The following is a 26,542-nucleotide window of genomic DNA, read 5'->3' on the forward strand; positions in this document are numbered from 1 at the left end:
CACAAAAATAATTTTTGTGTGGTATGTATCAGAATTCCTTACCATACAAGTGTTGAGGCCGTATGGTACCGCCTACCGCGTGCCGCCCGGCCGTTCGTGGTGGTGGGGCCAGCCGGGGGCGGTGTAGGGGCTGGGGCCGCGGATGTTTTCTTCGATCTTGTAGCGCAGGTGGACCGGCGGGAAGGCGCGCTGGGTGCAGTCCATGCGCTCGCAGATGCGGCAGGCGACGCCGATTTCGGCGAAGCGGTCGGGATTGCCGGTTTCCAGCCCGTCGGCATAGACCATTTCCCGGGCATAGCGCACATCGCAGCCCAGGCCGATGGACAGGACATTGCGCTGAGCACCGAAGCCGATGCCGCCCTTCACCACCGTGCGCGCGATGCAGAAATAGGCCGTCCCGTCCGGCAGTTTGGAGACCTGGGCCTGGATCTGGTTCGGGTTCAGGAAGGCCGAATAGATGTTCCAGCGGCTGCAGGCCCCGCCATGGCGCGGGATCGGCAGGCCGGACAGCGTGAACCGCTTGGAGATATTGCCGGCCAGATCGACCCGCAGCATATGCAGCGGAATGCCCCGGTTCTCCGGCCGGTTCAGCGTGGTCAGCCGGTGGCAGATCTGTTCGAACCCGGCCCGCCAGCGGTGCTGCAGCAATTCGATGTCATAGCGGCTTTCGCGCGCGCTTCTCAGGAATTCGTCATAGGGCAGCAGCAGCGCGGCGGCGAAGTAATTGGCCAGCGCGACCCGGCCCAGCGCCCGGGCCTGCCCATCCTTCAGCCCTTTTTCCATCAGCAGCATGTCGATCACCGACCCGGCCGACAGCAGCGCAATTTGATAGGCGAGTTGGAAGGACCGGCTAGCCCCGGTCAGGCGCTGCGAAACTTCCAGCAGGCGCTGCTGCGGGTGGAAGCGGCGGATCATGGGCAGATCGCCCTTCCCGCCGTCGCGTGGCTCGACGAAATTGACCCGGACCTCATGGGCCTGGTGCAGATACTCGCTCAGCGCGTCGAGAGACCGAACGGTGCCGCCGACGGTGCCGATTTCCCGACGGACCCGGTCCGCCTCGTCCTCCAGGTCGCCGAAATAATTGCTGTTGGCCTGGACCATGTCGGAGACGACATCGGCGGCGGATTGCGCACTGGCGCCGAGCCCGCCGATCAGCCCGCCCAGACTGCCGCGCCCGTCCGGATCGTCGGCGGCCGACGCGGCCAGGCTGCGCGCGTCGGTCAGGGTCGTGTGATAGGCGTCGCAGACATGCAGCAGCGCACGGGCGGATTCCGGGCTGACCTCCACCAGATCGCGGACATCGGTGTTGCGAACGTCGAATTCCTCGAAAATCGGATCGGCCAGCGCCTCCATGACATCGGAATAGAGGCGGCTCTCCTCCTCCTCCGCCAATTGGTCGACCGGCACCGCAAACAATTCGGACAGTTTGAGCAAAAGCGGCACGGTCAGCTTGCGCCGATTATGCTCGATCAGGTTCAGATAGCTGGCGCTGACCTCCAGCTTTTCGGCTAGGGCGGCCTGGCTGAGACTGTGTTCGCGGCGCAGGCGGCGGATCTTCGGGCCGATTTTCGGCGCGTCTTTCGCGGGTTTGCGGGCCATGCCTTTACTCCATTTACATATAGTAAAGCATTTTCTGGAAATCTTTACAATAAGTCATGTCGGTTAGCATTGTGCGCCGCATCATTTCCCAGTATCCCGGTTGTCAGCGGCGATCACGTCGGCTTTACATCAGTTGTAAAGACATTGACAGCGCCGATCGATCAACGGATTTGAACGAGAGGACAGACCAATGGATAGCCTGGGACCGAACGATAACTGGGGCTGGGACGACGGTAAGGGCGAAGAGTGGGACGCGCCGGATTACGCGCCGGACCGCTGGGCCACGACGCGCCGCGATTTCACCAAGGAAGACGTCGCCAAACTGCGCGGCTCGATCCAGATCCGCCACACGCTGGCCGAAATGGGTGCCAAGAAGCTGTGGAAGCTGATCAATGAAGAGCCCTATGTGAACACGCTGGGCGCCTTCACCGGCTGTCAGGCGACGCAGCATGTCCGCGCCGGCCTGCAGGCGATCTATCTGTCCGGTTGGCAGGTCGCGGCCGACGCCAACAATGCTGGTCAGATGTATCCCGACCAGTCGCTGTACCCGGTGTCCTCCGTCCCGCAGGTGGTGGAGCGGATCAACAACGCCTTCATCCGCCAGGATCAGATCCAGACCATGGAGCGTCTGTCTGGAGAAGACACGACCGACATCGACTGGTTCGCGCCGATCGTGGCCGATGCCGAGGCCGGTTTCGGCGGCCCGCTGAACGTCTTCGAACTGATGAAGGCGATGATCAAGGCCGGCGCCGCGGGCGTCCATTTCGAAGACCAGCTGTCGTCGGAAAAGAAATGCGGCCATCTGGGCGGCAAGGTTCTGCTGCCGACGCAGCAGGCGGTGCGCAACCTCAGCTCGGCCCGTCTGGCGGCCGACGTGATGGGCGTCCCGACGATCATCATGGCCCGTACGGATGCCGAGGCGGCCCGCCTGATCACCAGCGACATCGATCCGGCCGACCAGCCCTTCCTGACCGGTGAACGCACATCCGAAGGCTTCTACCGGATCACCGGCGGCATGGATATGTGCATCAGCCGCGGCCTGTCCTTCGCGCCCTATGCCGACCTGCTGTGGATGGAAACCTCCACCCCCAGCCTGGAACAGGCGAAGCAGTTCGCGGATGCGATCCACGCCGAATTCCCGAACCAGATGCTGGCCTATAACTGCTCGCCGTCCTTCAACTGGGCGAAGCATCTGGGCCCGACGGAATGCGAAGCCTTCCAGCGCGAACTGGGCAAGATGGGCTACAAGTTCCAGTTCATCACGCTGGCCGGGTTCCATAGCCTGAACTACGCCACGTTCGAACTGGCGCGGGCTTACAAGGATCGCGGCATGGCCGGTTACTCCGAGCTGCAGCAGGCGGAATTCGCGGCCGAAGCCAACGGCTTCTCCGCCACTCGCCACCAGCACGAAGTCGGCGTCAGCTACTTCGACGCGGTCAATACGGCGACGGCCAAGGAAAGCGCCACCACGGCGATGGCCGAATCGACCGAAACCGCGCAGTTCCACTAAGGCCGAGAACTCTCCCTTAAGGGAGGCCGGCCCGGTTTAGCGGGGAAACCGAAGACCGCCCGTCGGAGCAATCCGGCGGGCGGTTTCGTTTTGGGTGCGCGATCCGGCGGAGGATGGTTGCCGCCCCCCATCACCGCGCTACAATCGGGGCTAGAAACCGGGGAGGATATTCTGTGCATCGATCGGGGATGGGAAAGGGCTGCGTGGCGGCCCTGTTGGGTTTTCTGCTTTTCGCGTCGTCCGCAGATGCACAGGACGACACCTATGTTGCCGGCGAAATTCACGGCATCACCGTCTTTGCCTTCCATCCCGAGGCGGAGCGGATCGGCAATGTCCGCACGACCGACGCCGAAACCGCGATGCAGACGATCGGGGCGGCCATCGACCGGGCCTTTCGCGGCTCGGAATTCACCCGCAAGCGGATCGACGCCCTGAAGAAGAAGGGCGACATCGAATTCTATTACGACGCCAACCATCCGAAGAATGTGATGTCGGAGGTCAATATCGCGCTGTATCTGCCGGAATACTACACGCCGTCCAAGGGCAAGCGGACCTTCCTGATCCTGATCGGCCGCACCGGCATTCAATGGACCAATGACGAGCTGGCCGCCGCCGTCGCCCATGAGTTGGCCGGACACGCCTATCAGCGCATGCAGGGTCGTTTGCGCGACATGCGCATCCTGGACGCCGAATGCGAGGCCTATCTGGTCCATGAACAGGCGAACCAGGATATCGGTGCCGACAAAACGACGGACGAAGCCATCAGCCTGCGCCAGGCGACCGATTATCACTGGTGCGACGATTTCCGGCGCTGGACCTTGGCCGAGGGGCTGGCCGTCGCGGACGAATGGGACGAATTGAACCCCGACGTGCCGGCGCTGCTGAAGGCGTTCAAAACCTATATCGCGGATCAAGGTTGATGGGGACGGCCTGTTCTTTACAGGCGGCCGGCCGGTGATATTCTCAGCCTGCCTATCCATGTGCGGCTAGGGTTCCGCCGTCCCCGGAAATCAATCGCGGGAACGGGCCTGGACCGAGCGCCGTTATGAGCCGTGTACGGCAGACACCCGAGGACTAAAAACCCGGAGGGGATGGAAAGGGCGTGGTTACGCACGTCTTCCTTCCAACCCGCGAGGTCGTTATGTCCCTGTTCGGTCTGTTTCTGGTCCTGCTGGCCGCAATCTGTCACGCCACCTGGAACTTCTTCGTCAAACGCATCAATGCCGGGCCGGAACTGGTCTGGCTGTTCTCGATTATCGCCGCACTCCTCTATCTGCCGCTCGCCATCTGGATCTACCTGTCGGAGGCTCCGTCCTTCGGGGCGGTGGATTATCTCTTCATCATCGGCAGCGCCCTGCTGCACCTTGCCTATTTCCTGTTGCTGCAGACCGGATACCGCCATGGCGACCTGTCCCTGGTCTATCCGACGGCGCGGGCAACCGGGCCGGTGATCTCAACGTGTCTGGCGGTTCTGATCCTGGGTGAAACGGTTTCGCCCCAGATCCTTGTCGGCGCGGCGGTCGTGATCTTCGGCGTTCTGAACCTGACCGGTGGTTTTCGTCGCGGCGGCGGATCGATGGGAATTTCGCTGGCCTTCGGTCTGGGCGCGGGATTGCTGATCGGCGGCTATACCGCCTGGGACGCCTACACGGTTTCACTGCTGGCCGTGCCGCCGCTGTTGCTGGATTACGCGTCCAGCATCGCGCGGTCGACCGTCCTGGCCCCGATCGCCTGGGGCCGCCGCGCGCGGGTGGCGCAGATCTGGCGCGATCACCGCGCCGGTGTTCTGGTGATCGCGGTGTGCAATCCGCTGGCCTATATCCTGGTGCTCTACGCCCTGACATTCACCCCGGTGGTCTATGTCGCGCCGCTGCGCGAGACCAGCGTCCTGCTGACCGTTCTGGCCGGCAGTCTGTTCCTCGGTGAGGGGAACTTGAAAACCCGCCTGACCTGGTCGGCGGTCATCCTGGCGGGCGTCTCGATCCTGGCGACGGGTTAGGGAGGAATCCTGCCTCTTGACCGTTTAGGACAAGTGTCCTATATCCGTGCTTAGGACAAACGTCCTAGACACGTTAAGGAGGCGCGGCATGGCGCAGGATACGAAGCGGGCGCAGATCGTGGAAGAGGCGGACCGGCTGTTCTATCAGCAGGGGTTCGACCATACGTCCTTCGCGGATATCGCCGATGCCGTCGGGATTTCCCGCGGCAATTTCTATTATCATTTCAAGACCAAGGATGAGATCCTGGACGCCGTGATCGAACGGCGCATCGTCAATACGCAGGCCATGCTGGACCGTTGGGAAATCGAAGGCGAGACGCCGGAGGCGCGCATTCGCGGCTTTATCGATATCCTGGTGGTGAATGCCGACAAGATCCGTCAGTTCGGCTGCCCGGTCGGCACGCTGACATCCGAACTGACCAAGCTGGGCCATCCGTCCCTGTCCGGCGCCAAGGAGTTGTTCACCTTGTTCCGCCAATGGCTGAAACGCCAATTCGAAGCCATGGGCGTGACGGAAAAAGCCGACGAGCTGGCGATGCATCTGCTGATGCGCAGCCAGGGCGTCGCCACCCTGTCCGCCGCCTTCAAGGATGACAGTTTCGTCCGCCATGAGGTGGACCAGATGTACCGCTGGGTGCGCGACCAGGCCGCCTGATCCCGCCCCGCCAAACCGATAATCGAATAGCCGGAAAGGACGAGAACCGATGTTCGTCGTACAGTTGAGGTTTGCCGAAAACAAGGCCCTGGCAGGCCAGTTCATGGAGGGTCACAAGGCCTGGATTCAGCAGGGATTCGACGATGGAATCTTCCTGCTGGTCGGCAGCCTGTCCCCCAATCTGGGCGGGGCCGTCCTAGCCCATGGCATCGACCGCGACGCCCTGTGCGCGCGCGTGGATCAGGACCCCTTCGTCGCGGAAGGCGTGGTGACCGCCGATATCGTGGAAATCACGCCGAACCGGGCCGATGACCGGCTGGGCTTTCTGCTGAGCTGATCCCAGCGGCCGACAGGGCCGCTTCCGACTTTCCGATACGACCGATCCCGACTTGCGCGCAATCGCGTGCAAGAACCGGGTGGCGCGTGCCGCCACCTTCGGGTTCCAACCACTCAGGAGATAATGATGACATCAAGAGTTTTGACATTGGCCCAGGCGGCCATTGCCGCCGGCATGCTGCTGACCTCGGCCGCGCAAGCCCAGGACACGGGCAGTTCCGCCGGGATCAGCCCCTGGGGACCGGCGGATGAGATCGGCACCCTGAACATGATGACGGACGATAGCCGCACCGACATTCTGGGCCGGATCGCCGGCGGCAAGATCTACGATCTGGCGGTCGAAATGTTCGTCGGCATGCCGAATTGCTGTGCCGATTTCGGCGACCCGAACTATCAGTCCTGGATGACGCATTCCCCGTCGCGCGGCGAGACGCATGAGCACCTGTCCTATTCCGGCGATGGCGTCTCCATGTATACCCATACCGGCACCCATATCGACGCCCTGAACCATTTCGGCCTGCATGGCGAGATCTGGAACAAGGTCAAGGCGGAAGACGCCCTGGAAACCCGGGGCTGGACCAAATCCGGCGTCGACAAATATCCGCCGATCGTGGCGCGGGGCGTGATGATCGATGTCGCGGCGTCGAAAGGGGTCGACGTGCTGCCGCCCTCCTATGCGGTCACGGTGGACGATCTGAAGCTGGCGCTGGAACGCCAGGGTTCCGATCTGCGGCCGGGCGATGTCGTCCTGGTCCGCACCGGGTTGATGAAGGTGTGGCCGGACAAACAGAAATTCCGGCTGTGGGACCAGCCGGGGCTGAGCCTGGACGCGGCGCGCTGGCTGGTCGAGGACCGGAAGGCAATGCTGCTGGGTGCCGACAATTTCGGGGTCGAGGCCTTCCCGTCGACCGATCCGGACAATTTCGTGCCAGTTCATTCCTATCTTCTGGCGGAGCGCGGCGTGTCCATGCTGGAGCTGGTCTGGCTGGAGGATCTTTCGGCGGAAGCGGTCTATGAATTCCTGTTCATCGCCTCGCCGCTGAAGATGCGTGGCGCCACCGCGTCGCCCCTGCGTCCGATCGCCATTCCGGTTCGGACAGTGAACTGAATTGAGCTATTCTCCCCGCCGGGATTTCCGGCGGGGATTTTCCAACAGGAGACTTAAGGCTGTGACCGATAAGACCATTCCCGGCCCGGACGGGCTGCCGCGCTGCCGCTGGGCCGGGTCCGCGCCGGACTTTTTCCAGTATCATGATACGGAATGGGGCTTCCCGGTCGGCGACGATATCCGCTTGTTCGAGAAGATCTGCCTTGAAGGGTTTCAGTCCGGCCTGTCCTGGCGGACCATTCTGGACAAGCGGGAGAATTTTCGGGCCGCCTTTCAGGGCTTCGATTTCCGCAAGGTGGCCGAATTCGGCGAAGCCGATGTCGAGCGGTTGCTGCAAGACGCCGGCATCATCCGGCACCGCGGCAAGATCGAGGCGACGATCAACAACGCCAAACGCGCCTGCGAAATGGTGGAGAAGGAAGGCTCCATCGCGACCTTTTTCTGGCGCTACGAACCCGATCCCGCCACCCTTCCCGAACCGCAAAGCCAGAGCACGTCGCCGGAATCCGTCGCGATCTCCAAGGAGCTGAAGAAGCGCGGCTGGAAATTCGTCGGGCCGACCACCGTCTTCGCCTTCCTGCAGGCGATGGGACTGATCAACGATCATGCCGAGGGCTGCGTGACGCGGGAGAAAGTGGAAGAGGCGCGGCGCGCCTTTAACCGCCCCACCGGGTGACGGGGCTTCAGAAGCGTGTTGAACTTTTGACGGGCGACACGGCATAGTTGACGCCTGTCCGTTCGGTCCGGAGTTCGCGTCCCCCCATGCTCGATCCCGCCACGCTGGTCTTCACCTTCTTCACGGCGCAATGTGCCGGGACCGTGGCCCTGATCGCGGTCTGGTTCATCAATCGCGGTGTGCCCGGTATCGGCCTGTGGGTCATGGCGCGGGTCACGTTGGGGCTGGGGCTGCTGCTGTTTCTGCTGCGCTTCGACATCCCGCTGGTCGCGTCGGCCCTGATCAGCACCACCCTCATCCTGTTCGGGCATGTCCTGGCGATTGCCGGGTCGCGGCGTTTCATGGACCGCGCGCCGATCCCGTGGACCTGGGTCGCGGCCTTCTTCGCCGTCTATTGGCCCCTACTGGCCTATCTGGCGTCCATGGCGCCGGAGGCGCCCTACCGGCATATCGTCGTATCCGCGGCTCTGACGATCCTGTCCTTCGTGAATGTCTGGTCGCTCTGGCCGCGACGGTCCAATCTGGTGCAGTTCTCGCCCCGTGTCATGGCGGGAATCTACGGCGTTACCGGCCTGTTCTTTCTGGTGCGCGCCGGACGCTATGGCGCGGCCGCGCTGGGCCTCGCGCCGCCACCCGATCCGGTCGGCGATATCGTTCTGGTCATGCTGGAAGGCACCGCCGCGTCGGTCCTGATCGCGTCGACCTATATCACCATGGTCACCGAACATCTGCAGGCCGATCTGCGCCAGCAGGCGGAAACGGACCCGCTGACCGGCCTTCTGAACCGCCGCGCCTTCGACCGCCAGGCAAAGCGCGCGATCCAGGCCGCCGAACGGCATGGCGATCCGACCTACCTCCTGTTTCTCGATCTCGATCATTTCAAATCGGTCAATGACCGCTTCGGACATGCGGCCGGTGACCGGGTGATCCAGGGGCTGGCGGTCACCATCCTGGCGACCGTGCGGGAGACCGATCTGTCGGCCAGGCTGGGCGGGGAGGAGTTCGCGGTCCTTCTGACCCGCACCGACGCGGCCACGGCCCAGGCCGTCGCGGACCGTATCCGTCGGCGGATCGAGGGTCAGACGTTCCAAGACGGCACCGACCGTTCCTTCAATGTCAGCCTTAGCGTCGGAATTGCGGAGCTGGACCGCGGTGACACGCTGGACGCCCTGATGCACCGGGCCGACGGGGCGCTGTACTTGGCGAAGAAAACGGGCCGGAACCGGGTCGTCGCCGACATCGCCGAGCCGATCCGCGCCGTCGCGGCGGGATAGCGCCTTTCGGCGTTTCAGATCGCGCGGATTTTCCGCAGGCGCGGATCCAGGAAATCGCGCAGCCCATCGCCCAGCAAGTTGAGGCCCAGCACCGCCCAGAGAATGGCAAGTCCGGGGAAGATCGCCTGGCGCGGATCGACATAGAGCAGGGTTTGCGCATCGGCCAGCATCTTGCCCCAGCTTGGATTGGGCGGTTTGACGCCGAGGCCGAGATAGCTCAACCCCGCCTCCGCCAGGATCGCGACGGCGAATTGGATCGTCGCCTGGACGGCGATGACGCCGGCGATGTTGGGCAGAAGATGCTTCACCGCCACCGACGGCCAGGGCCGGCCCATGGCCAGCGCGGCGCGCAGGAAGGGCCGCGCCATGACCGACAGGGCGGCGCCGCGCACCACGCGGGCGAAGACGGCGATGTTGAAGATGCCGACCGCGACCACGACATTGATCGCGCCCGGGCCGTGTACGGCGGCAATCAGGACGGCGGACAGAAGCGCCGGGAAGGCGAAGATCAGATCGGCGCCGCGCGCGATCAGCATGTCGGCCGGACCGTCCCGGTTCATCGCCGCCGCCAGGCCCAGCGGCAGTCCGCCCGCCAGGCCCAGCGCGATTGCCGCCAGTCCGACTGTCAGCGCGGTGCCGGCCCCGCCCAGAATGCGCGACAGGATATCGCGCCCGAACATATCCGTGCCCAGCCAATGCCCGGCGCTGGGCCCCTGCAGCCGGTCCGCGATGGATTGCTGATCGATGCCGTAGGGCGTCCAGAACAGCGACAGGACGGCCGCCAGCAGGATCACGCCGGTCAGGGCGCCGCCGATCCATAATTGTGGGACGCGCGCCTTCATCCGCCGCTCCTCCGCAGCCTCGGGTCGATCACGCCATAGGCGATGTCGACCAGGAAACTCAGCATGACGACGAAGCCGGACAGCAACAGGACCAGATCGCGCACCAGGATCAGGTCGCGCTCGAAAATCGCCTGCAGCAGCAATCGCCCCAGGCCGGGCAGATAGAAGACGTTCTCGACGATCACCGCCCCCGCGACCAGAAAGGCGAATTGCAGGCCCATCAGCGTGGCGATCGGGATCATCGCATTGCCCAAGGCATGGCCGACGACGATGCGCCGGGCGCTCAACCCCTTGGCACGGGCCGTGCGGACATAATCCTCGCCCAGGGTTTCCAGCATCGATGCGCGGACCATGCGCGACAGGATCGCGGCTTCGGACAAGGCGAGTGCCAGGGCGGGCAGGATCAGCGCCTGCAAGCCCGGCCAGAGCCCGTCCTGCCAGCCGGGAAAGCCGCCGGCCCCGACCCAGCCGAGCTGAACCGCGAACAGCAGGATCAACAGGATGCCGAACCAGAAATTCGGGATGGCGAGACCGATCTGGGCGAAGCCCATGACCAGGACGTCCGTGACCCGGCCGCGCCGGATCGCCGCGGCGATGCCGAAGGGCAGGGCGATCAGGGTCGACAGGACGAAGGCCAGAATCGCCAGTGGCAGAGAGACCGCAAGCCGGTCGCGCACCATCTCCCAGATCGGCACGCGATAGACCTGACTGATGCCCAGATCCCCGACGGCCAGCCCGCCGATCCATTCCAGGTAACGTACCGGTGCCGGGCGGTCGAGGCCGAGCTGACTGCGCAGCGCGGCCAAGGTATCCGGCCGCACCTCCGTCCCCAACAGCAATTGCGCCGCGTCGCCCGGCAACAGCTCCAGGGCCAGGAACACGACAATGGAGGCGGCCAGCAGGGTCAGAACCAGCGCGGCCAGCCGGCGGATCGCGAAACCGATCATCCGGCGGCCGTCACGGGCAGGTGCGGGGCACGACCCCCGACGTCGGCAGGATTATTCCCAACGCGCCGCCGTCAGATCGTTCGCCTGGATCGGCGCGTTGGTCCACAGGCCCTTCAGTTCCTTGCGGATCACCGCGACCTTGGCGAGCTGGAACAGGAAGCCATTGACCGCGTCGTCGGCCAGAATGCGCTGGGCCTCCTTATACAGCGTGTTGCGCTGTGCCGGATCGGAAACGCCGTCGATCTTGGCCATCAATTCCTTGAAGGCCGGATTCTCATAGCCGAAATAGTATTCGTCGCGGGCATAGATGCCGATATCCAGCGGTTCCGTATGGGACACGATGGTCAGGTCGAAATCATGCTCGCCCTTGAAGACTTCCGACACCCACTGGCCCCAATCGACCGGGATCTGTTCGACCTCGAACCCGACTTCAGCCAGTTGCGCGGCGACGATCTCTCCGCCGCGACGGGCATAGGTCGGCGGCGGTAGTTTCAGGACCAGTTTCGTGCCTTCCGCGACGCCTGCTTCCTGCAGCAGCGCCTTGGCCTTGGCCGGATCATAAGGCGTCACGCCGGTCAGGTCGGTATAGGCCGGGCTGTGCGGCGCGAAATGCGATCCGATCGGCGTGCCGAAGCCGAACATGGCCCCGTCGACGATGGCCTTGCGGTCGATCGCGTGCTGGATCGCCTTGCGCACCCGGACATCCTGCAGCAGCGGACGGCGGTGGTTCATCGACAGGATGGTCTCGCCCTCGGTCGTCCCTTTCAGGACGGCGAAGCGGGGATCGGCCTCGAACTGGGCGACCGTTTCCGGCGCGCCGATATTCGGGATCGCATCCACATCGCCGGCCAGCAGGGCCGCGACCTGGGCCGCGGCATCGTCGATCACCTTGAAGGTGACGCGTTCCAGCGACGAAGCCTTGCCCCAATAGCCGGGATTGCGGACCAGCTTGATCGAATCCCCGCGCGCCCAGTCCTCGAATTTGAACGGGCCGGTGCCGACCGGGTTGGTCTTGTTGGTCTCGGCCGAAGCCGGATCGACGATCACCGCGTCGCCCCAGCCCAGATTCCACAACAGCAGGCCTTCCTTGCGGTTCAGCTTCAGGATGACGGTGCGGTCATCCGGCGCTTCGACCGAATCGATCGCGGAGAACAGGCCTTTCTGCGCATTCTCGGAGGCTTCGGCGACGGCACGTTCGAACGAGAATTTGACGTCGGATGCTTCCAGGGTCGCCCCGTCATGGAAGGTCACGCCCTCGCGCAGGATGAAGCGATAGGTCAGCCCGTCATTCTCGATCACCCAGCGCTCGGCCAGGCCCGGCTTCACCAGACCCTGGGAATCGATCCGGGTCAGGCCCTCGAAGACATTGGCATAGACGATTTCGTCGATCGCGGCGGGCGCGCCGGCGGTCGGGTCCAGATGCGGCGGTTCCAAGGTGATCGCCAGTGTCGCGCCGGTCTTCGCATGGGCGGCCCCGGACAAAGCGGTCAAACCAAGTGCGGCCCCGATCAGGCACGCGCCGAACATCTTTTTCATGGCAGAATCCCCATTATCATCCGCGCCGCGATGGCCCCGCCGACGCTCTTGTTGCCGGGACAGTATCAAGGCTTCCCCGCGGATTGAAGCGTCTTTCCGTTCGCAGACCTATGAACCGGCCATCAAATTCGGGCCGAACCGGTCGCGCCAGCCGGGCGCGCCGCCGGGATGGGCGGCGGCGCGGTAGACTCCGCGCGCCACGGCCCGGGCAAGGCAATCCGCCGCAATCGCCCCGATCCGCGCCAGACCGATCAGATCGACCGCCGGACCCGTGCCGGTTGCCAGGCCGAAAACCGTATCGCCGTCGAACGGCGTATAGACCGGCCGCACGGCCCGTCCCAGTCCCGCCTGGGCCATGACCGTCATGCGCTGAACATTGGTGTGACCCAGGATTGCATCGGTGGCGACGACGGCGATGGTGGTGTTTTGGTGCGCCGGTGCCGCGCCTCGCCCCCCGCCTCGCCCTTTGCCGGCCAGTTTGGGAAAGGCCGGTTCCGGGTCGGCCGGGCCGCCGGATGCGCCCAAACCGCCAAACTCGTCTTGCTGTTCGAAGGGTGCGGCGAAGAAACGACCGTCCGGAAAGACGACCTCTCCGAAGCAATTCACGGCGGCCAGGGCGGCGACGGTCGCGCCGGTCGTCGGGTCGACGGCCGATGCCGTGCCCAGCCCGCCGGCAAGCGATCCGGCCCGTGCGCCATAGCCCGCACCGGCCCGGCCCAGGGCGAAATCGGCCGACGCAGCCTCCACCGCCGCGCGGCCCAGCGCCCGGTAGGGCGGTTCCTCGCCCCAATTCTTATCGCCGCCATTGGCCAGGTCATAAAGGATCGCCGCCGGTACGATCGGCACATGGGTGTCGCCGGTATCGAAGCCCCGCCGCCGCGCGCCCAGCCAGGCAGCAACCGATCCCGCCGCGTCCAGGCCATAAGCCGATCCGCCGGACAGGACCAAGGCGTCGACGCCGTCGACCAGCCGGGCCGGGGCCAGGGCATCCGTCTCCCGCGTGCCGGGACCGCCGCCCCGCACATCGGCGGCGGCAACGGCGCGGATTCCGTCGCACAGCACGACGGTGGTGCCGCTCAATGCCGCTTTGTCCTCGGCATTGCCGACCAGCAGGCCGCCGACATCGGTCAGACTATTGCGCGGGCCGGGCCGAATGCCGCTCATGTTCCGGGACTCCAGCTCGTTTCCGGGTCCAGCGGATAGATCGGCCGCCGCACATTCCGGTAGGTCAGGCGGGTATTGTCCGAAGTGGTGACGCCGGACCCGTCCAGGGTCAGCGTGTGTTTCGGCAGCGCGCCGAACCCGGCGCGGTAATGGATGCGCGATTTCAGCAGCAGATAACGGGTCCGCGCCGGATCGATCCCCATCATGGTGAATATGCCCGTGTCCCAGGGTTCATGATGCAGGGAGGTGACGATGATCCGCACCCCGCGCACGCGCAGCAGCGCCGTCGCCCCGCAGCGGACGGTGACCCCGGTATACATCGGGCCTTCGACGGTAAAGCTGCCGTCGGACAGGCCTTCGACCGTGCCGGTGACCCGCAGGGGCCGGCCGGCCTCGCCGATGCTGGGCATATCCGTCTTGCCGCCCAGATCGAGCGTGACCGTCGCCCCGATACCGGCGCTGGTCATCTCCGCGACGGCGGCCGGGTCCCAGACGGTCGCGACCGCGACGCCGTCCAGATCCTGGCGCAGCACTTCCGCGATCGCGGTCATCACGTCCTGGGTCGCGCCCGATCCGCAATTGTCGGCATGGTCCAACAGGATGACCGGCCCGTCATTATAGCTCTTGGCGGTTTCGACCGCGCCGGCCAGATCGCGGTGACGGTAGACGAATTCTTCCCGCGCCGCCCAGGTCCGGGCCAGAAGATCGTCGCGCGCCGTGCGGCCTAGATCGGCGCTGTCGGCGATGACGACGGCGCTGTTGCCCGCGTCTTCGATGTCGGCCAGGGCGAAGCCGCCGAAGACCGTCGCGGCCAGAATGCCATCGCGGTTTTCCCAGTCGCGGCAGGCGGCGATCAGGCCACGCATCGGCTCGTCGTCGGTGCCCTGGCGCAATGTCTGGGACAGAAGCGGCGCCTGACCCCAGACCATGACGGGATTGGCCTCGCCCTTCGCGGCGGCCAGGACGATGCCGCCGACCTGTTCCGCGACTTCGTACATGTCGACATGGGGATAGGTCTTATAGCCGATCAGCGCCGTGCAATTGTCGACCATCGCGGCGGTCAGATTGCAATGCAGGTCGCAGGTCACGGCGATCGGCAGGTCCGGCGCGATCTCGCGGATCCGGCGCAGCAGCGCCCCTTCGCCATCGGACTCTGTTTCCGACACCATCGCGCCGTGGAGATCCAAAAGCGCGACGTCGCAGCCGCGCGCGACCTCCTCCAGGATGGCGCCGTTCAGGCGCTCGAACGCCTCGGCCGTCACCGGTCCGGCGGGCATCGCCTCCGCCGCGACCGGGGTGACGATCTCCGCACCCTCGGCCTCGGCAAGCTTGATATAGGCGGCCAGCGGCATGGCCGTATCGCGATAGGCCGCCGCCGCGTCCGGTCCGAAATGCAGGCCCCAATCCCGGAACCGCGCCATATCCGTGCGGATCGGAGAAAAGGTGTTGGTTTCGTGTTTAAGCATCGCGCAGAGAACGCGCATGAACCGACCTCTCTTGCGCCGATCAACCGCCCACCGGATCAGGCCCCTTCGGCCATGTCCTGCAGTTGATCGATATCGTTGATCTGGACCCGGCCGCCTTCCAGCAGGCGGATCACCCCATCGCGTTTGAGGTTGGTGAAAGTGCGGCTGACGGTTTCCGTCGTCAGACCCAGGAAATCGCCGATGTCGTTCCGGCTCATCGGCAAATGCAGGATCGACGGGTCATATCCCCGGGTCTCGGCGCGCCGCGACAGGCTCAGCAGGAAACTGCACAGCTTTTCCTGCGCCGTCTTGCGGCCCAGCAATAGCATCTGGTCCTGCGCCTGGGCCAGTTCGTTCGATGCCATCGACAACAACCGGCGTTCCAGTTTCGGGAACGTGTCCAGCAGCCCTTCCAGCTTGCGCCGGTTGAAACGGCACAGCGACACATCGCCGACGGCCTCCGCCGAATAGGAATAGACGTCGTTCATCGCCATGCCCAGGAAATCGCCCTCATACAGGAAGCCTGTTATCTGCCGCCGCCCGTCGGGCAACAGTTTGAACAGTTTCACGGCGCCGCCGGTGACGTTGAATACGAAATCGGCCGATTCCCCCTCGTCGATGATGGGGTCGTGGGTTTCGAAGGTCTGCCGGGTCAGAATCTTGATAAGTGCGTCCAGCTCCTCGCAATCCAGAACGCCGCAAATCGACATCTCGCGGATCTCACAGGCGGCGCAGGGATTCTCGACGGAATAGGGCAGGGCCCTCGGCGATCCGAGGATGTCGAGATCGCCCTGCGATTTCGACGGGTTAGAACGGCTCATATCGTCCCATCCAGGCTGTTTCCACGATCATGCCAAATGCGGGGGGAAATGCAACCGACCGGCATCGGCGCACGGATCTGCGACAGGTTGACCTAAATCAACGTATGCGGGGCGGTGTCTCGCCATCCTAGTCGGGTCGGCTTGCCGGCACAGCGTTTCACCACAGGGCCCGCCGTTATGCCTAAGATCGACCTATCGCCAGCACTCGTTCATCTGAGAGTGTCGCCCTTGGCGGCAGATTGGGTGGACCGGGCCCTGCCACTGGTGCGCGGGCTGCGCAGCGATCTCAGCCTGCGGGAATGGCGGGCATACTGCGCCCCGTTCCTGGATGGGACGGACAGTGCGTGCGGTCTGGAATGTGTGATCGACGAAAAGGACTATCTGATTGGATTGGCGGGCTACCGAGCCCGCCCGGACATCCGCCACGGCCGCGTTCTGGCGGTCGATCCCTTCGTGGCGGCCGATCTTTATGGCCGAAATCTCGCGGCCCGCATGTTGCTGGCCCGTTTGGACGCGCTGGCCGACCGGAACCAGTGTGACGCCATTCATATCTCCTATGAGGCCGCCGACGGGACGCTGCCGCTCCGGCCGGGCAATACATACGACCGGATGTCCGCCATGGGATACCGGGTCGACTCCTTGCGGCTTTGCAAGCAATTGCGCCTCGCGGTCTGACGCCCGCGCGGCATTCCAAGATAGGGGGGCGGGGGTGGACGGCCGCCGGTTGATGGGGGGCAAGACCCGGCGGCCGTCCCGGCCGATAGGGAAAGGCCGATAGGATCAAGATGGGGCCGCCTCGCCGTGGCGGAAGGGGCGATCACCAGAAGGTGAAGGGCGCCGCTGCGCCGGATCAGAGGTCTTCCTGGGTCGGGCGGTCCGGCAGGCGCAGGGCGAAGACGGTGCCATTGGCCCCGGTGCTGCGCAGGGCCAGTTCGCCGCCATGGTCGCGCGCCAGTTCCCGCGCGATCGACAGGCCCAGACCGGTGCCGCCCGCCCGGGCCGACCCCTCGAAGGGTTTGAACAGGTTTTGCTGGGCCCGGGGCGGCAGTCCGGGGCCATTGTCGGACACGGTGATCTCGGCCGCCCCGTCCCGGCATTGGGCATCGACGGCGATTTCCGTCGCCCCCGCCTCCGCGGCGTTCCGCAGCAAGTTGCCGAAGACCCGGTAGAGCTGCGCCCGGTCGCCATGAACCGTCACGGAGGGTTCGACCCGGCATTTCAGCCGCGCCTCATTGGGCAGGCCGAACCCGGCATCCGCGATCAGATCGGCCAGCGGCACCGGTTCGAATCGCAAGGCGCTGCCTTCCTGGCCGGCATAGTTCAGCGTCCGGCCGCACAGCGCCGCCGCCCGTTCGATGGCGTCCAGAATGCCGGGCGCGATCCGCCGCACTTCCGGATCCTCGGAATTCTCCAGCCGGTCGGACACGACGAGCGCGCTGGACAGGATGCCGCGCAGATCGTGATTGATCTTGGCCACCGCCGTGCCCAGGGCCGCCAAATGCTTCCGCTGGGTCAGGGCGTCGCGGATCGTCGTCTGCATGGCGGCCAGTTCGCGCTCCGCCACACCGACTTCGTCGCGTCGGCCGCTGGGCCGGATCACGGTGTTCTGGTTCTCGGGATGGGCCCGGAACCGCGCCATGTTGCGGATCAGCCGCTTCAACGGCCGGACCAATTGCCGCCGCAGGACCAGGAACACCAGCAAGGCGGTGATCAGCGAGATGGCGAGGCTGAGCCAGAAAACCCGGAATGCAAAGGCCAGGATCGCCTCGCAAAGCGGTCCGTCCTCCATCACGATTTCCAGCTCCACCGCGGGGTTGCGGGGTGATGGGCCGACGATGCGCAGGACACGGCTTTCGTCCTGGGTCAGCGCGGCGAAGGCCTCTGCCACCATCGTCATCGGGCCTTCCGAATCCGGGCGAACCGTCGCGTCGACGTCCGGCGGCGATTCCAGCATCAAGGACAGTTTCAGATCGCCGCGCCGGGCCGCGACGGAATAGGCCTCAACGAAACCCAGCAGTTCCTGGGTCAGTTCCTCCGACACCATGCCGTCCGGCGTGGCGTCCAGGACCAGAACGGACAAATGGGCGGCAACCATTCGGTCGTGAATATAGGTTTCGCGGAAACGCGCCACGGAGGGAACGAAAATCAGCACTTCCGCCGCCATCACGAAGATGATGGTCAGCAACAGAAGACGCGCCGAAAGGCTTTTCATTCAACTCCCCGTCCTGTCCCCAAACAATACTTGCCGGCCCCATGCGCAGAATCGCGCGGATCGCGTTGACTTGCGTGGTTCACCCCACTATACAGCGGCGTCGAATTCCGGGGTGCAACCCCAAAAGACGTCGGAGACGAACCGTGAAACGCACTTATCAACCCAGCCGCCTTGTCCGCAAGCGTCGCCACGGCTTCCGTGCGCGCATGGCCACGAAGGCCGGTCGCCGGGTGCTGGCCAACCGCCGCGCCAAGGGCCGCGCGAAGCTGACCGCCTAATCGGGAACGGCCCGCCCGGCTGTTCCGAAACGCCGCCGATCGCCATGACTGACCGGACGATCACCCTGGCGCGCATGAAGAAACGGGCGGAGTTCCTGCGGGTGACGCGGGCGCGGACCAGCGCGGGCATGCCCGGACTGGTTCTGCAGGCATGCCCCTGGGGCGACACGATGTCACCCCGCCAGGCGGCGACCGTCAGCGAAAAGATGTACCAGGATGCGGGCGGCGGCGACGGCGCCCGCATCGGTTTTACCGCCAGCAAGAAGGTCGGCAACGCCGTGACCCGCAACCGGGCCAAGCGGCGCCTTCGGGCCCTGAGTGCGGAAGTGATGACCCGGCATGCGGAACCGGGTCTTGACTATGTCCTGATCGCCCGGCAGAGCACTGCCACCCGTTCCTACGCCGCGCTGCGCGGGGACCTGGAACGGGCGCTTAAGCGACTCAAGCTCTGGCGGGACGTCTGAAACCGGGCGGGACCGGCCCCGGAAAGAGGCAAGGCGGAATGAACGATTCAAGAAACCTGATTTTGGCGATCGGCCTGTCGGCCCTGATCCTGTTTGGCTGGCCGTATATTCAGGAAGCGCTGTTCCCGTCGCCCCCCGCACCGCCGCAAGTGGCCCAGAACACGCAAGGCGTTCAGCAACCGACCGCCGGCGGTCAGACCGGGACCGTGACGCCGGGCGTCGATGACGGCGTTCCGACCGGGGCCGCCGACATGGCCGCGCCGGTCCTAGATTCCGTCACGCGCGAACAGGCGCTGGAACAGGCCCCGCGTATCGCCATCGAAACGCCGCGCCTGACCGGATCGATCAATCTGCGTGGCGCCCGCGTCGACGATCTGACCCTGAAGGGCTATCGCCAGACGATCGACGAGGATTCCGCGCTGATCGACCTGCTGGAGCCGAGCGGCAGCCCGAAACCCTATCTGGTGCAATTCGGCTGGGTTCCGGCCGAGGGGCTGGAAGTGCCCAATGGCGACACGCTGTGGACGGCCGACGGCGAGACCCTGACGCCCGATACGCCGGTCACGCTGCGCTGGACCAACGAAGCGGGCGTGACCTTCGAACAGGTCTTCGCCATCGACCGCAATTACATGGTGACGGTCACCCAGCGCCTGACCAACGGGACGGATACCGCGCTGTCGCCACAGACCTTCGGCCGGATCTTCCGGTCCGGCGTGCCGAAGCTGGAAAACTTCTACATCCTGCATGAAGGGCTGATCGGCGTGTTCGACGGCGTCCTGGAAGAGCGGGATTACGACGAGATGGCCGACAGGGCCAACGGCACCGAACGGTTCACCACGACCGGCGGCTGGATGGGCATCACCGACAAGTACTGGCTGGTCGCCCTGGTCCCGGATCAGGCCAATGCCGTGCAGGCGACCTTCCGCCGGACGCCGCGCACCGCCGAGGGCCAGTATCACGTCAATTTCGTGAACGACCCGCAGAGCGTCGCGCCGGGGACCAGCGCCGAGACCACCGGCCGCTTCTTCGCCGGGGCCAAGGAAACCACGCTTCTGGACAAGTACGGCGAGGATTTGGGTATCACCAATTTCGACCTGGCGGTCGATTTCGGCTGGTTCTATTTCCTGACCAAGCCGATCTTCTACGCCATTCATCTGCTGAACGAATTCCTGGGTAATTTCGGTCTGGCGATCCTGGCCCTGACCGTGGCGATCAAGTTGGCCTTCTTCCCGCTGGCCAACAAATCCTACAAGTCGATGAGCAAGATGAAGCTGCTGCAGCCGAAAATCGTCGAGATGCGCGAGCGTCTGGGCGACGACAAGCAGAAGCTGCAGCAGGAGATGATGGAACTGTACAAGAAGGAAAAGGTGAACCCGCTGTCGGGCTGTTTGCCGATCCTGGTGCAGATTCCCGTCTTCTTCGCGCTCTACAAGGTGCTGTTCGTCACCATCGAAATGCGCCACGCGCCCTTCTATGGCTGGATCGAAGACCTGTCGGCGCCGGATCCGCTGGGCCTGTTGACCGGGTTCGGTCTGATCGACTGGCAGGTTCCTGCCTGGTTGATCCTGTTCAACATCGGGCTGTGGCCGATCATCATGGGCTTCACCATGTGGTTCCAGCAGAAGCTGAACCCGCCGCCCGCCGATCCGATTCAGCAGCGTATCTTCGCGCTGATGCCGATCTTCTTCACCTTCATCCTGGGCGGGTTCCCGGCCGGTCTGGTGATCTACTGGGCCTGGAACAACTCGCTGTCGATCCTGCAGCAATATGTGATCATGCGCCGCATGGGTGTCGCGATCGGCGGCGGGCGCATCGAGGATGCGGACAAGAAGCCGGAAGAGAGCAAGCCCGCCGAAACCAAGGCCGACGGCAAGAAAGACGCCGCCAAGAAAACCTCCGGTAAAAAGGCGGAAGGCAAGAAGGCCGGAGGCAAGAAGGCTGCCGGCAAGAAGGCTGCCGGCAAGAAGGCCAAAGGCAAAAAAGCCGAAGCCGAGGCGCCTGAACCCGTGACCACCGAAGACGCCGATACCGGCGACGCGGCCACTGGGGATAGCACGGGCGGCGACGGGAAAGCCGACGAGACGAAGTCGAGCTGAAATCATGCCTGACTTCGAGGAGACCGGGCCGGATTCCGAACAGCGTGAGGCGGGCCGCAAGCTTTTCGCGGGCGAATGCCGCTTCATGCTGGGCTGCGTCGCGATGGAGCAGCTTCCGGTCCCCGGCCTGCCCGAAATCGCCTTCGCCGGCCGGTCGAATGTCGGTAAGTCCAGCCTGATCAATGCCCTGACCGGCCGCAAGACGCTGGCCCGCACCTCCAACACGCCCGGCCGCACGCGCGAGATCAATTTCTTCGAATTCGAAAACCGGCTGCGTCTGGTCGACATGCCGGGTTACGGTTTCGCCAAGGTCCCGAAACCGATGGTCGAGGGCTGGACGCAGCTGATCCACGACTATCTGCGCGGCCGCGCGGTGCTGCGCCGGCTTTGCGTTCTGGTCGACAGCCGCCACGGCCTGAAACCAAACGACGAGCAGTTGATGACCATGCTGGACAAGGCGGCGGTCAATTACCGTGTCATCCTGACCAAGACGGACAAGCTGGGCGGCGGCGGAATCCGCCAGGTCGAGGCGGCGGTGACGGAAGCCCTGAAAAAGCATCCGGCGGCCGTTCCGGTCCCGCTGAGCACCAGTTCCGAAAAAGGCCTGGGCATCGAAGAATTGCGCGCCGAACTGGCAAGCTTCGCGGAGCCGGGGTAAGGTCCGGGCAAAACCGGACCGGCGACAAGCAACAAGGGAGCAGGATGGGACGATGACGACGGGTGACAGCGGCCACGTGGCGGCGGACAAGGCGCGGCGGCGCGTCGAATGGCTGGCGCAGGCCGGCATCCTGACCGAGGCGCTTCCCTTCATGCGGCGCTACAACGACAAGACCCTGGTCGTGAAATATGGCGGTCACGCCATGGGCGACGCCCATCTGGCGCGCCTCTTTGCCCGGGACATCGTGCTGCTGAAACAGGTCGGTGTGGACCCGATCGTCGTGCATGGCGGCGGGCCGCAGATCGGCCAGATGCTGAACCGGATGTCGAAGGAAAGCGTCTTCGTCGACGGGCTGCGCGTCACCGACCAGGAAACGGTCGACATCGTCGAAATGGTCCTGGCGGGCTCGATCAACAAACAGATCGTCGCCTCGCTGCAATCCGAAGGCGGGCAGGCGATCGGCCTGTCCGGCAAGGATGGCGGGCTGATCAAGGCGCGCAAGCTGCAGCGCACGACCAAGGACCCGGAAAGCAATATCGAGAAGGTTCTGGATCTCGGTTTCGTGGGTGAGCCCTATGATTGCGACACGACGATCCTGGAGATCCTGCGCAAGAGCGATTTCATCCCCGTCATCGCGCCCATCGGTATGGGTGAAGGGGGCGAGACCTATAACATCAACGCCGATACGGCAGCGGGCGCCATCGCCGGGGCGGCGGGCGCCAAACGCCTGCTGCTGCTGACCGATGTCGCGGGCGTGCTGGACAAGGAAGGCCATCTGATCCCGGAACTGACCGTGTCCGAGGCCGAGAAGCTGCAGGAGAAGGGCATCATTTCCGGCGGCATGATCCCGAAGATTCAGACCTGCATCGAGGCCGTTCGCGCCGGGGCCGACGGAGCCGTCATCCTGGACGGCCGCCACCAGCACCAGATCCTGCTGGAACTGTTCACCGAACACGGCACGGGGACGCTGATCCGGGCAGATTGACCGGGGCCGCGCGAGGCTTACTCGGCCGGGGCCTTCCCGATCCCCATCATGGTCCAGCGGCGGTAATAGATCGACTTGAACGCCGTCGCCGCCCAGGAGACGGGGACCATGAAGGCGCGCAGCAAGGCCGGGACCGGGCTGGGACGGATCACGTCCATGAAGACGACATAGCGGCGGCCGTCATGGTCGTTGACGGAGCGGTGCATCAGCGTGTCGTCGAAGATGAACAGCGGGTCGTCGGCCCAGTAATGCTTGGTCTTGCCGCATTCGATGAAGACCTCGGCATCCTTCACCGGTGTCAGGTTGTAGAGCGCCCGCAGGGTCAGGCGCAGCGGGCCGAAATGGAAATTGGTCCGTTCCGTGCCCTGAAAGACCGAGACGGCGATGGTGCGGATATGCCGAAAATCGCCGTTCAGCGGCTCGAATTCGCGGTTGTAGCGCTGCCCGAACCAGCGGAACAGGAACATGCCGCGCTTGGCGTCGGGACCCAGCTCGCTGTCGATCCGCCGAATGACCGTATCCTTGTTGTCGCGGAAGAAGGACAGGACCGTGTCCAGTTCCGCCTGGCATTCTTCGGAGAAATCCTCCCGCCGATAGATCTTGCGGTTCCGGTGGCTGACCAGATCCAGCAGCAGGTTCAGCGGCGCGACCAGCCAGGTGGTGAAGCCGTTGCCGCTGAAATAGCGCTGGAACAGATAGAAATCCCGGCGCTCGTTACGGATCACGTCCAGCAGCCCGCAAACGAGATAGACCGCCGTGATGACGGGAATGAAGGTCAGCGTCACCGCCAGGAACAGGGCGGCGATGATCGCCTGCTTGACCTTCTTCTTGCCGATGCGGACGGCCAATCGACCCCCTATCGGCGCAGCGTGCCGCCGGTGGATTTCGTGACATTGGCGACGATCTTGTCGCCGACCGCCTCGATCTCCTTATCCGTCAGCGTCGCGTCGACCGGCTGCAGCGTCACGGACAGGGCGATGGACTTCTTGCCGTCCATTTCCGCGCCCTCATAGACGTCGAAGACGGTGGCATCGGTCACCAGAGCCTTGTCGGCGCCCAACGCGGCACGCACCAGCTTCTCCGCCGGGACGTCGGCATCCACCAGGAAGGCGAAGTCGCGGCCGACCGGCTGGAAGGACGAGGCCTGCAGCAGCGGACGGCCCTTGCCCGCGCCTTTCTTGGCCTTGGGCTGCGGAATGTTCTCGACGAAGATCTCGAAGGCCGCGACGCGACCGCGCAGGTCATAGCGCTTGGCGACCGCCGGATGGATCTCGCCGAACCGGGCCAGCACGTTCGGGCCCAGGCGGAAACAGCCGGTGCGGCCCGGATGGTACCAATCCGGCACGTCGGAATTGTCCGATTGCAGCTTGTCGACCGGCGCGCCGCAGGCCTCCAGCACCGCCAGAACGTCCGCCTTGGCGTCAAAGACATCGGGCTCGCGGGTCTTCTCGGCCCAGTGGCGCGGCACCGCCTTGCCGGATCGAAGGCCGGTCGCGACCGTGTCCTGATCCTTCGGCCCGCGTCCGCGATAGGCCGGACCGACCTCGAACAGGGCGACATCGCCGTATCCCCGGCCGGAATTGCGCTGCGCCGCCGCCAGCAGGTTCGGCAGGATGGACGGACGCATCGTGTCCAGATCGGCGCTGATCGGGTTGGCGATGGCCAGCACCTTGGCATCGCCGCCGAAGGCGACCGCGTCGGCCTTGGCCATGAAGGACCAAGTCACCGCCTCGAACATGCCGCGCTGGGCCAGCACCTTCTTGGAGAAGGCGATGCGGCGCTGGGTCAGGGTCAGGATCGGCTGCGGCAGCGCCCCGTCCAGGGTCATGGAGACCGCCGGAATCTGATCGAAACCCTTAACCCGCAGCACTTCCTCGATCAGGCATTGTTCATGCTCGATATCATTCCGCCAGGTCGGGTTGTTGACCGTGATCATGCCGTAGGGCTGCATCGTGACGAAGCCGAGCCGGTCGAGGATATCCACCGCCTCTTCCGTCTTCACGGCAAGGCCGCCGAAGCTCTTCAGTCGTTCCGGGCGCAGCACGATGGTCTTCACATTGCTTTGGATTTCCCCGGCATCGACGACATGGGACGTCTCGCCGCCGCACCATTCCGCAATCAGCTTGGCAGCCACGGCGACGCCCCATTTCGCGCCTTCCGGGTCCAGTCCGCGCTCGAACCGGTAGCGGGCGTCGGATTCGATGCCCAGACGCCGGCCGGTCTCCGCCACGCGCACCGCATCGAACAGGGCGCATTCCAGGAAGACCTCGGTGGTCTCGTCGGTGCAGCCGCTCAATTCACCGCCCATGACGCCGCCGATCCCTTCCGGGCCGTTTTCGTCGGCGATGATCGGCATGCCGGCTTCCAGCGTGTATTCCTTGCCGTCCAGCGCCAGGATCTTCTCTCCGGCCTCGGCATGGCGCATCAGCAGCGTGTCGCCCTTCACCTTGGCGGCGTCGAAGACATGCAGCGGGCGGCCCAGATCGTGGGTGACATAGTTGGTGACGTCGACCAGCGCCGAAATCGGGCGCAGGCCGATGGCCGTCAGACGGCGCTGAACCCAGGCCGGGGACGGGCCATTCTTCACGCCCCGGAAATGCCGCCCGGCGACATAGGAACAATCATTGCCGATCGTCTCCGACCGCGCCCATTTCAGCGGCGAGTCATAGGTCCCCTCGACCGGCGTCAGATCGATCGGCTTCAGCGTGCCCAGACCCTTGGCGGCCAGGTCGCGCGCGATGCCGCGCACACCCAGGCAATCGCCCCGGTCCGGCGTGATGGCGATTTCGATGACCGGATCGTCCAGGCCCATATATTCCGCGAAGGATTTCCCCAGCGGTGCGTCTTCCGGCAGGTCGATGATGCCGTCATGATCGTCCGACAGGCCCATTTCCCGCTCGGAACACAGCATGCCGTTGGATTCCTCGCCCCGGATGACGCCCGGCTTCAGGGTCATGTCCGTGCCGGGCACATAGGCACCGGACGGCGCGAAGACGCCCTTCATCCCGGTCCGCGCATTGGGCGCGCCGCAGACGACCTGAACCAGCTCGCCGCCTTCCTCGGTCTCGACCATGCAGACGCGCAGCCGGTCCGCATTCGGATGCTGCTTCGCCTCGCGGACATAGCAGATCGTAAACGGCTTCAGCTTCGCCGCCGGATCGTCGACGCCCTCCAGCTCCAGGCCCAGCGAGGTCAGCGCATCGGTGATTTCCGTCAGCGACGCCTCGGTTTCCAGATGGTCTTTCAGCCAGGAAAGGGTGAACTTCATGGATCTGTCCGCACGTTTAAAGAAAGGGAGCGCTGTCTATACCGCCGCCGCCGGGACGGGGCAATGCCGGTCCGGCGACAAGGCCCGAAATCCGGGGCTTCAGTCGTCCCGCAGGAGGGTGGGGATGTCGCGATGGGCGTGGAGGATGCGCAGGACCTCGATCCGGTCGGACAGGTCGCGATAGAAAATCAGGTAGGGGAAGTCTCGCAGCGGCCACGCCCGCAAGCCTGGAACTCCCGCCGGCAACGCATAGCGCAGGGCGCCGATGGCCGGGTTGTCCGCAATTCGGGCGACCCCGTCCCGGACGGCACCCGTAAAGCGCCGCGCCAACGCTTTTCCGCCTTCACCGACAAGATACTGCGCCGCATCCCGAAGGTCGGTTTCGGCCGATACCCGGTAGCGGACCGGCTTCGCCGTCACCCGCGCTCCATCCGATCGATTTCCGCATCCATCCGGTCGAAGAAGGCACCATCCATCGCGCCGCCTTCCGGTGAGTCCATTCCCTCGGCAATCAGCGCCCGAAAACGCTGACCCTCCAAATCCCTGCGGATCAAATCGCGGATATATTCGCTGCTCGACACATAGCCGCGCGTCGACACCGCTGTGTCGACCTCGGCCTTCATCTCTTCGGTCAGGGATATATTCATC

Annotated in this window: 26 protein-coding genes; 14 read left to right on the top strand and 12 right to left on the bottom strand. The window is 64.7% G+C overall.

All coding sequences use genetic code 11. The annotated features are described in order from the left end of the window. Positions 1-72 precede the first annotated feature (72 nt). Positions 73-1,599, bottom strand: a complete 1,527-nt coding sequence (locus tag ACO06O_RS20475) for a helix-turn-helix domain-containing protein (RefSeq protein WP_421884226.1) — start codon at positions 1,597-1,599, stop codon at positions 73-75. A 190-nt stretch (positions 1,600-1,789) separates the two neighbouring features. Here ACO06O_RS20475 and aceA point away from each other — a divergent pair, with 190 nt between their 5' ends. From aceA to ACO06O_RS20515, 8 genes are all read left to right on the top strand, one after another. Next, a complete protein-coding gene (aceA, locus tag ACO06O_RS20480; protein ID WP_420419269.1) occupies positions 1,790-3,109 on the top strand; it encodes an isocitrate lyase in 1,320 nt (439 codons plus the stop codon). Positions 3,110-3,312: 203 nt separating this feature from the next. Continuing rightward, positions 3,313-4,029, top strand: a complete 717-nt coding sequence (locus tag ACO06O_RS20485; RefSeq protein ID WP_421884229.1) for a hypothetical protein — start codon at positions 3,313-3,315, stop codon at positions 4,027-4,029. Positions 4,030-4,250: 221 nt separating this feature from the next. Further along, a complete protein-coding gene (locus tag ACO06O_RS20490) occupies positions 4,251-5,108 on the top strand; it encodes an EamA family transporter (RefSeq protein WP_421884232.1) in 858 nt (285 codons plus the stop codon). Between the two features lie 88 nt (positions 5,109-5,196). After that, on the top strand, positions 5,197-5,763 hold the full coding sequence (locus ACO06O_RS20495) for a TetR/AcrR family transcriptional regulator (protein ID WP_421884235.1): 567 nt from the start codon (positions 5,197-5,199) through the stop codon (positions 5,761-5,763). Positions 5,764-5,812: 49 nt separating this feature from the next. Beyond that, positions 5,813-6,100 (top strand): YciI family protein, encoded by a 288-nt coding sequence (locus ACO06O_RS20500; protein ID WP_421884238.1) that lies wholly within the window; start codon positions 5,813-5,815, stop codon positions 6,098-6,100. A gap of 123 nt (positions 6,101-6,223) precedes the next feature. Continuing rightward, positions 6,224-7,207, top strand: a complete 984-nt coding sequence (locus ACO06O_RS20505) for a cyclase family protein (RefSeq protein ID WP_421884240.1) — start codon at positions 6,224-6,226, stop codon at positions 7,205-7,207. Positions 7,208-7,268: 61 nt separating this feature from the next. Beyond that, a complete protein-coding gene (locus ACO06O_RS20510; RefSeq protein WP_421884243.1) occupies positions 7,269-7,883 on the top strand; it encodes a DNA-3-methyladenine glycosylase I in 615 nt (204 codons plus the stop codon). An 86-nt stretch (positions 7,884-7,969) separates the two neighbouring features. After that, entirely contained in the window at positions 7,970-9,157 is a 1,188-nt protein-coding gene (locus ACO06O_RS20515) for a diguanylate cyclase (protein ID WP_421884246.1), read from the top strand. A gap of 14 nt (positions 9,158-9,171) precedes the next feature. On the opposite strand, the gene ACO06O_RS20520 is transcribed toward ACO06O_RS20515, so the two are convergent. From ACO06O_RS20520 to ACO06O_RS20545, 6 genes are all read right to left on the bottom strand, one after another. Further along, positions 9,172-9,999 carry an ABC transporter permease gene (locus tag ACO06O_RS20520; protein WP_421884249.1) on the bottom strand — a complete coding sequence of 276 codons (828 nt, stop codon included), beginning with the start codon at positions 9,997-9,999 and terminating at the stop codon, positions 9,172-9,174. After that, the gene (locus ACO06O_RS20525) at positions 9,996-10,946 is read right to left on the bottom strand and encodes an ABC transporter permease (protein ID WP_421884252.1); all 951 of its coding nucleotides are present in this window, start codon (positions 10,944-10,946) and stop codon (positions 9,996-9,998) included. The genes ACO06O_RS20520 and ACO06O_RS20525 overlap by 4 nt, the downstream gene beginning before the upstream one ends. A gap of 51 nt (positions 10,947-10,997) precedes the next feature. Next, the gene (locus ACO06O_RS20530) at positions 10,998-12,482 is read right to left on the bottom strand and encodes an ABC transporter substrate-binding protein (protein ID WP_421884256.1); all 1,485 of its coding nucleotides are present in this window, start codon (positions 12,480-12,482) and stop codon (positions 10,998-11,000) included. A 108-nt stretch (positions 12,483-12,590) separates the two neighbouring features. Beyond that, the gene (locus ACO06O_RS20535) at positions 12,591-13,646 is read right to left on the bottom strand and encodes a P1 family peptidase (RefSeq protein ID WP_421884260.1); all 1,056 of its coding nucleotides are present in this window, start codon (positions 13,644-13,646) and stop codon (positions 12,591-12,593) included. After that, positions 13,643-15,130, bottom strand: coding sequence for a M81 family metallopeptidase (locus ACO06O_RS20540; protein WP_421884263.1), 1,488 nt, complete (start codon positions 15,128-15,130; stop codon positions 13,643-13,645). Before ACO06O_RS20540 ends, ACO06O_RS20535 begins: the two co-directional genes overlap by 4 nt. A 38-nt stretch (positions 15,131-15,168) precedes the next feature. After that, entirely contained in the window at positions 15,169-15,933 is a 765-nt protein-coding gene (locus ACO06O_RS20545) for a Crp/Fnr family transcriptional regulator (protein WP_421884266.1), read from the bottom strand. A 177-nt stretch (positions 15,934-16,110) separates the two neighbouring features. Between ACO06O_RS20545 and ACO06O_RS20550 the strand changes: the two genes are divergently transcribed. Then, positions 16,111-16,608, top strand: coding sequence for a hypothetical protein (locus ACO06O_RS20550; RefSeq protein WP_421884270.1), 498 nt, complete (start codon positions 16,111-16,113; stop codon positions 16,606-16,608). A 175-nt stretch (positions 16,609-16,783) separates the two neighbouring features. Here ACO06O_RS20550 and ACO06O_RS20555 read toward each other — a convergent pair whose 3' ends face one another. Then, positions 16,784-18,145, bottom strand: coding sequence for a sensor histidine kinase (locus ACO06O_RS20555; RefSeq protein ID WP_421884273.1), 1,362 nt, complete (start codon positions 18,143-18,145; stop codon positions 16,784-16,786). Positions 18,146-18,288: 143 nt separating this feature from the next. Between ACO06O_RS20555 and rpmH the strand changes: the two genes are divergently transcribed. Genes rpmH through argB form a run of 5 tightly spaced genes read left to right on the top strand, consistent with a single transcriptional unit; the run spans position 18,289 to position 22,626 of the window. After that, on the top strand, positions 18,289-18,423 hold the full coding sequence (gene rpmH / locus ACO06O_RS20560) for a 50S ribosomal protein L34 (RefSeq protein WP_420419287.1): 135 nt from the start codon (positions 18,289-18,291) through the stop codon (positions 18,421-18,423). A gap of 44 nt (positions 18,424-18,467) precedes the next feature. Then, positions 18,468-18,887 carry a ribonuclease P protein component gene (gene rnpA, locus ACO06O_RS20565; protein ID WP_420419288.1) on the top strand — a complete coding sequence of 140 codons (420 nt, stop codon included), beginning with the start codon at positions 18,468-18,470 and terminating at the stop codon, positions 18,885-18,887. Between the two features lie 38 nt (positions 18,888-18,925). After that, positions 18,926-20,983: a membrane protein insertase YidC gene (yidC, locus tag ACO06O_RS20570; RefSeq protein WP_421884276.1), complete on the top strand. Its 2,058-nt coding sequence runs from the start codon at positions 18,926-18,928 to the stop codon at positions 20,981-20,983. A gap of 4 nt (positions 20,984-20,987) precedes the next feature. Beyond that, positions 20,988-21,641, top strand: coding sequence for a ribosome biogenesis GTP-binding protein YihA/YsxC (yihA, locus tag ACO06O_RS20575; RefSeq protein WP_421884279.1), 654 nt, complete (start codon positions 20,988-20,990; stop codon positions 21,639-21,641). Between the two features lie 52 nt (positions 21,642-21,693). Further along, a complete protein-coding gene (gene argB, locus ACO06O_RS20580; protein WP_421884281.1) occupies positions 21,694-22,626 on the top strand; it encodes an acetylglutamate kinase in 933 nt (310 codons plus the stop codon). A gap of 17 nt (positions 22,627-22,643) precedes the next feature. Here argB and ACO06O_RS20585 read toward each other — a convergent pair whose 3' ends face one another. The 4 genes from ACO06O_RS20585 to ACO06O_RS20600 all read right to left on the bottom strand — a co-directional run bounded on the left by ACO06O_RS20585 (position 22,644) and on the right by ACO06O_RS20600 (position 26,541). After that, complete coding sequence (locus ACO06O_RS20585; protein ID WP_421884283.1) at positions 22,644-23,474, bottom strand: aspartyl/asparaginyl beta-hydroxylase domain-containing protein; 831 nt, start codon at positions 23,472-23,474, stop codon at positions 22,644-22,646. Between the two features lie 8 nt (positions 23,475-23,482). Then, a complete protein-coding gene (gene pheT / locus ACO06O_RS20590; protein WP_421884285.1) occupies positions 23,483-25,894 on the bottom strand; it encodes a phenylalanine--tRNA ligase subunit beta in 2,412 nt (803 codons plus the stop codon). Positions 25,895-25,993: 99 nt separating this feature from the next. Continuing rightward, the gene (locus ACO06O_RS20595) at positions 25,994-26,314 is read right to left on the bottom strand and encodes a type II toxin-antitoxin system RelE/ParE family toxin (RefSeq protein ID WP_421884288.1); all 321 of its coding nucleotides are present in this window, start codon (positions 26,312-26,314) and stop codon (positions 25,994-25,996) included. Further along, positions 26,311-26,541 (bottom strand): ribbon-helix-helix domain-containing protein, encoded by a 231-nt coding sequence (locus ACO06O_RS20600; RefSeq protein WP_421884292.1) that lies wholly within the window; start codon positions 26,539-26,541, stop codon positions 26,311-26,313. The genes ACO06O_RS20595 and ACO06O_RS20600 overlap by 4 nt, the downstream gene beginning before the upstream one ends. Between the last annotated feature and the right edge of the window lies 1 nt (position 26,542).

The sequence above is a fragment of the Pacificispira sp. genome, assembly GCF_965228185.1.
Taxonomy (GTDB): Bacteria; Pseudomonadota; Alphaproteobacteria; order UBA8366; family Aestuariispiraceae; genus Pacificispira.

What these genes read in the sequence shown, in the direction of transcription:
- ACO06O_RS20475 (WP_421884226.1), bottom strand. Translation starts at nt 1,599, where the DNA reads ATGGCCCGCAAACCCGCGAAAGACGCGCCGAAAATCGGCCCGAAGATC.
- aceA (WP_420419269.1), top strand. Translation starts at nt 1,790, where the DNA reads ATGGATAGCCTGGGACCGAACGATAACTGGGGCTGGGACGACGGTAAG.
- ACO06O_RS20490 (WP_421884232.1), top strand. Translation starts at nt 4,251, where the DNA reads ATGTCCCTGTTCGGTCTGTTTCTGGTCCTGCTGGCCGCAATCTGTCAC.
- ACO06O_RS20495 (WP_421884235.1), top strand. Translation starts at nt 5,197, where the DNA reads ATGGCGCAGGATACGAAGCGGGCGCAGATCGTGGAAGAGGCGGACCGG.
- ACO06O_RS20500 (WP_421884238.1), top strand. Translation starts at nt 5,813, where the DNA reads ATGTTCGTCGTACAGTTGAGGTTTGCCGAAAACAAGGCCCTGGCAGGC.
- ACO06O_RS20505 (WP_421884240.1), top strand. Translation starts at nt 6,224, where the DNA reads ATGATGACATCAAGAGTTTTGACATTGGCCCAGGCGGCCATTGCCGCC.
- ACO06O_RS20515 (WP_421884246.1), top strand. Translation starts at nt 7,970, where the DNA reads ATGCTCGATCCCGCCACGCTGGTCTTCACCTTCTTCACGGCGCAATGT.
- ACO06O_RS20520 (WP_421884249.1), bottom strand. Translation starts at nt 9,999, where the DNA reads ATGAAGGCGCGCGTCCCACAATTATGGATCGGCGGCGCCCTGACCGGC.
- ACO06O_RS20525 (WP_421884252.1), bottom strand. Translation starts at nt 10,946, where the DNA reads ATGATCGGTTTCGCGATCCGCCGGCTGGCCGCGCTGGTTCTGACCCTG.
- ACO06O_RS20530 (WP_421884256.1), bottom strand. Translation starts at nt 12,482, where the DNA reads ATGAAAAAGATGTTCGGCGCGTGCCTGATCGGGGCCGCACTTGGTTTG.
- ACO06O_RS20535 (WP_421884260.1), bottom strand. Translation starts at nt 13,646, where the DNA reads ATGAGCGGCATTCGGCCCGGCCCGCGCAATAGTCTGACCGATGTCGGC.
- ACO06O_RS20540 (WP_421884263.1), bottom strand. Translation starts at nt 15,130, where the DNA reads ATGCGCGTTCTCTGCGCGATGCTTAAACACGAAACCAACACCTTTTCT.
- ACO06O_RS20545 (WP_421884266.1), bottom strand. Translation starts at nt 15,933, where the DNA reads ATGAGCCGTTCTAACCCGTCGAAATCGCAGGGCGATCTCGACATCCTC.
- ACO06O_RS20550 (WP_421884270.1), top strand. Translation starts at nt 16,111, where the DNA reads ATGCCTAAGATCGACCTATCGCCAGCACTCGTTCATCTGAGAGTGTCG.
- ACO06O_RS20555 (WP_421884273.1), bottom strand. Translation starts at nt 18,145, where the DNA reads ATGAAAAGCCTTTCGGCGCGTCTTCTGTTGCTGACCATCATCTTCGTG.
- rnpA (WP_420419288.1), top strand. Translation starts at nt 18,468, where the DNA reads ATGACTGACCGGACGATCACCCTGGCGCGCATGAAGAAACGGGCGGAG.
- yidC (WP_421884276.1), top strand. Translation starts at nt 18,926, where the DNA reads ATGAACGATTCAAGAAACCTGATTTTGGCGATCGGCCTGTCGGCCCTG.
- yihA (WP_421884279.1), top strand. Translation starts at nt 20,988, where the DNA reads ATGCCTGACTTCGAGGAGACCGGGCCGGATTCCGAACAGCGTGAGGCG.
- argB (WP_421884281.1), top strand. Translation starts at nt 21,694, where the DNA reads ATGACGACGGGTGACAGCGGCCACGTGGCGGCGGACAAGGCGCGGCGG.
- pheT (WP_421884285.1), bottom strand. Translation starts at nt 25,894, where the DNA reads ATGAAGTTCACCCTTTCCTGGCTGAAAGACCATCTGGAAACCGAGGCG.
- ACO06O_RS20600 (WP_421884292.1), bottom strand. Translation starts at nt 26,541, where the DNA reads ATGAATATATCCCTGACCGAAGAGATGAAGGCCGAGGTCGACACAGCG.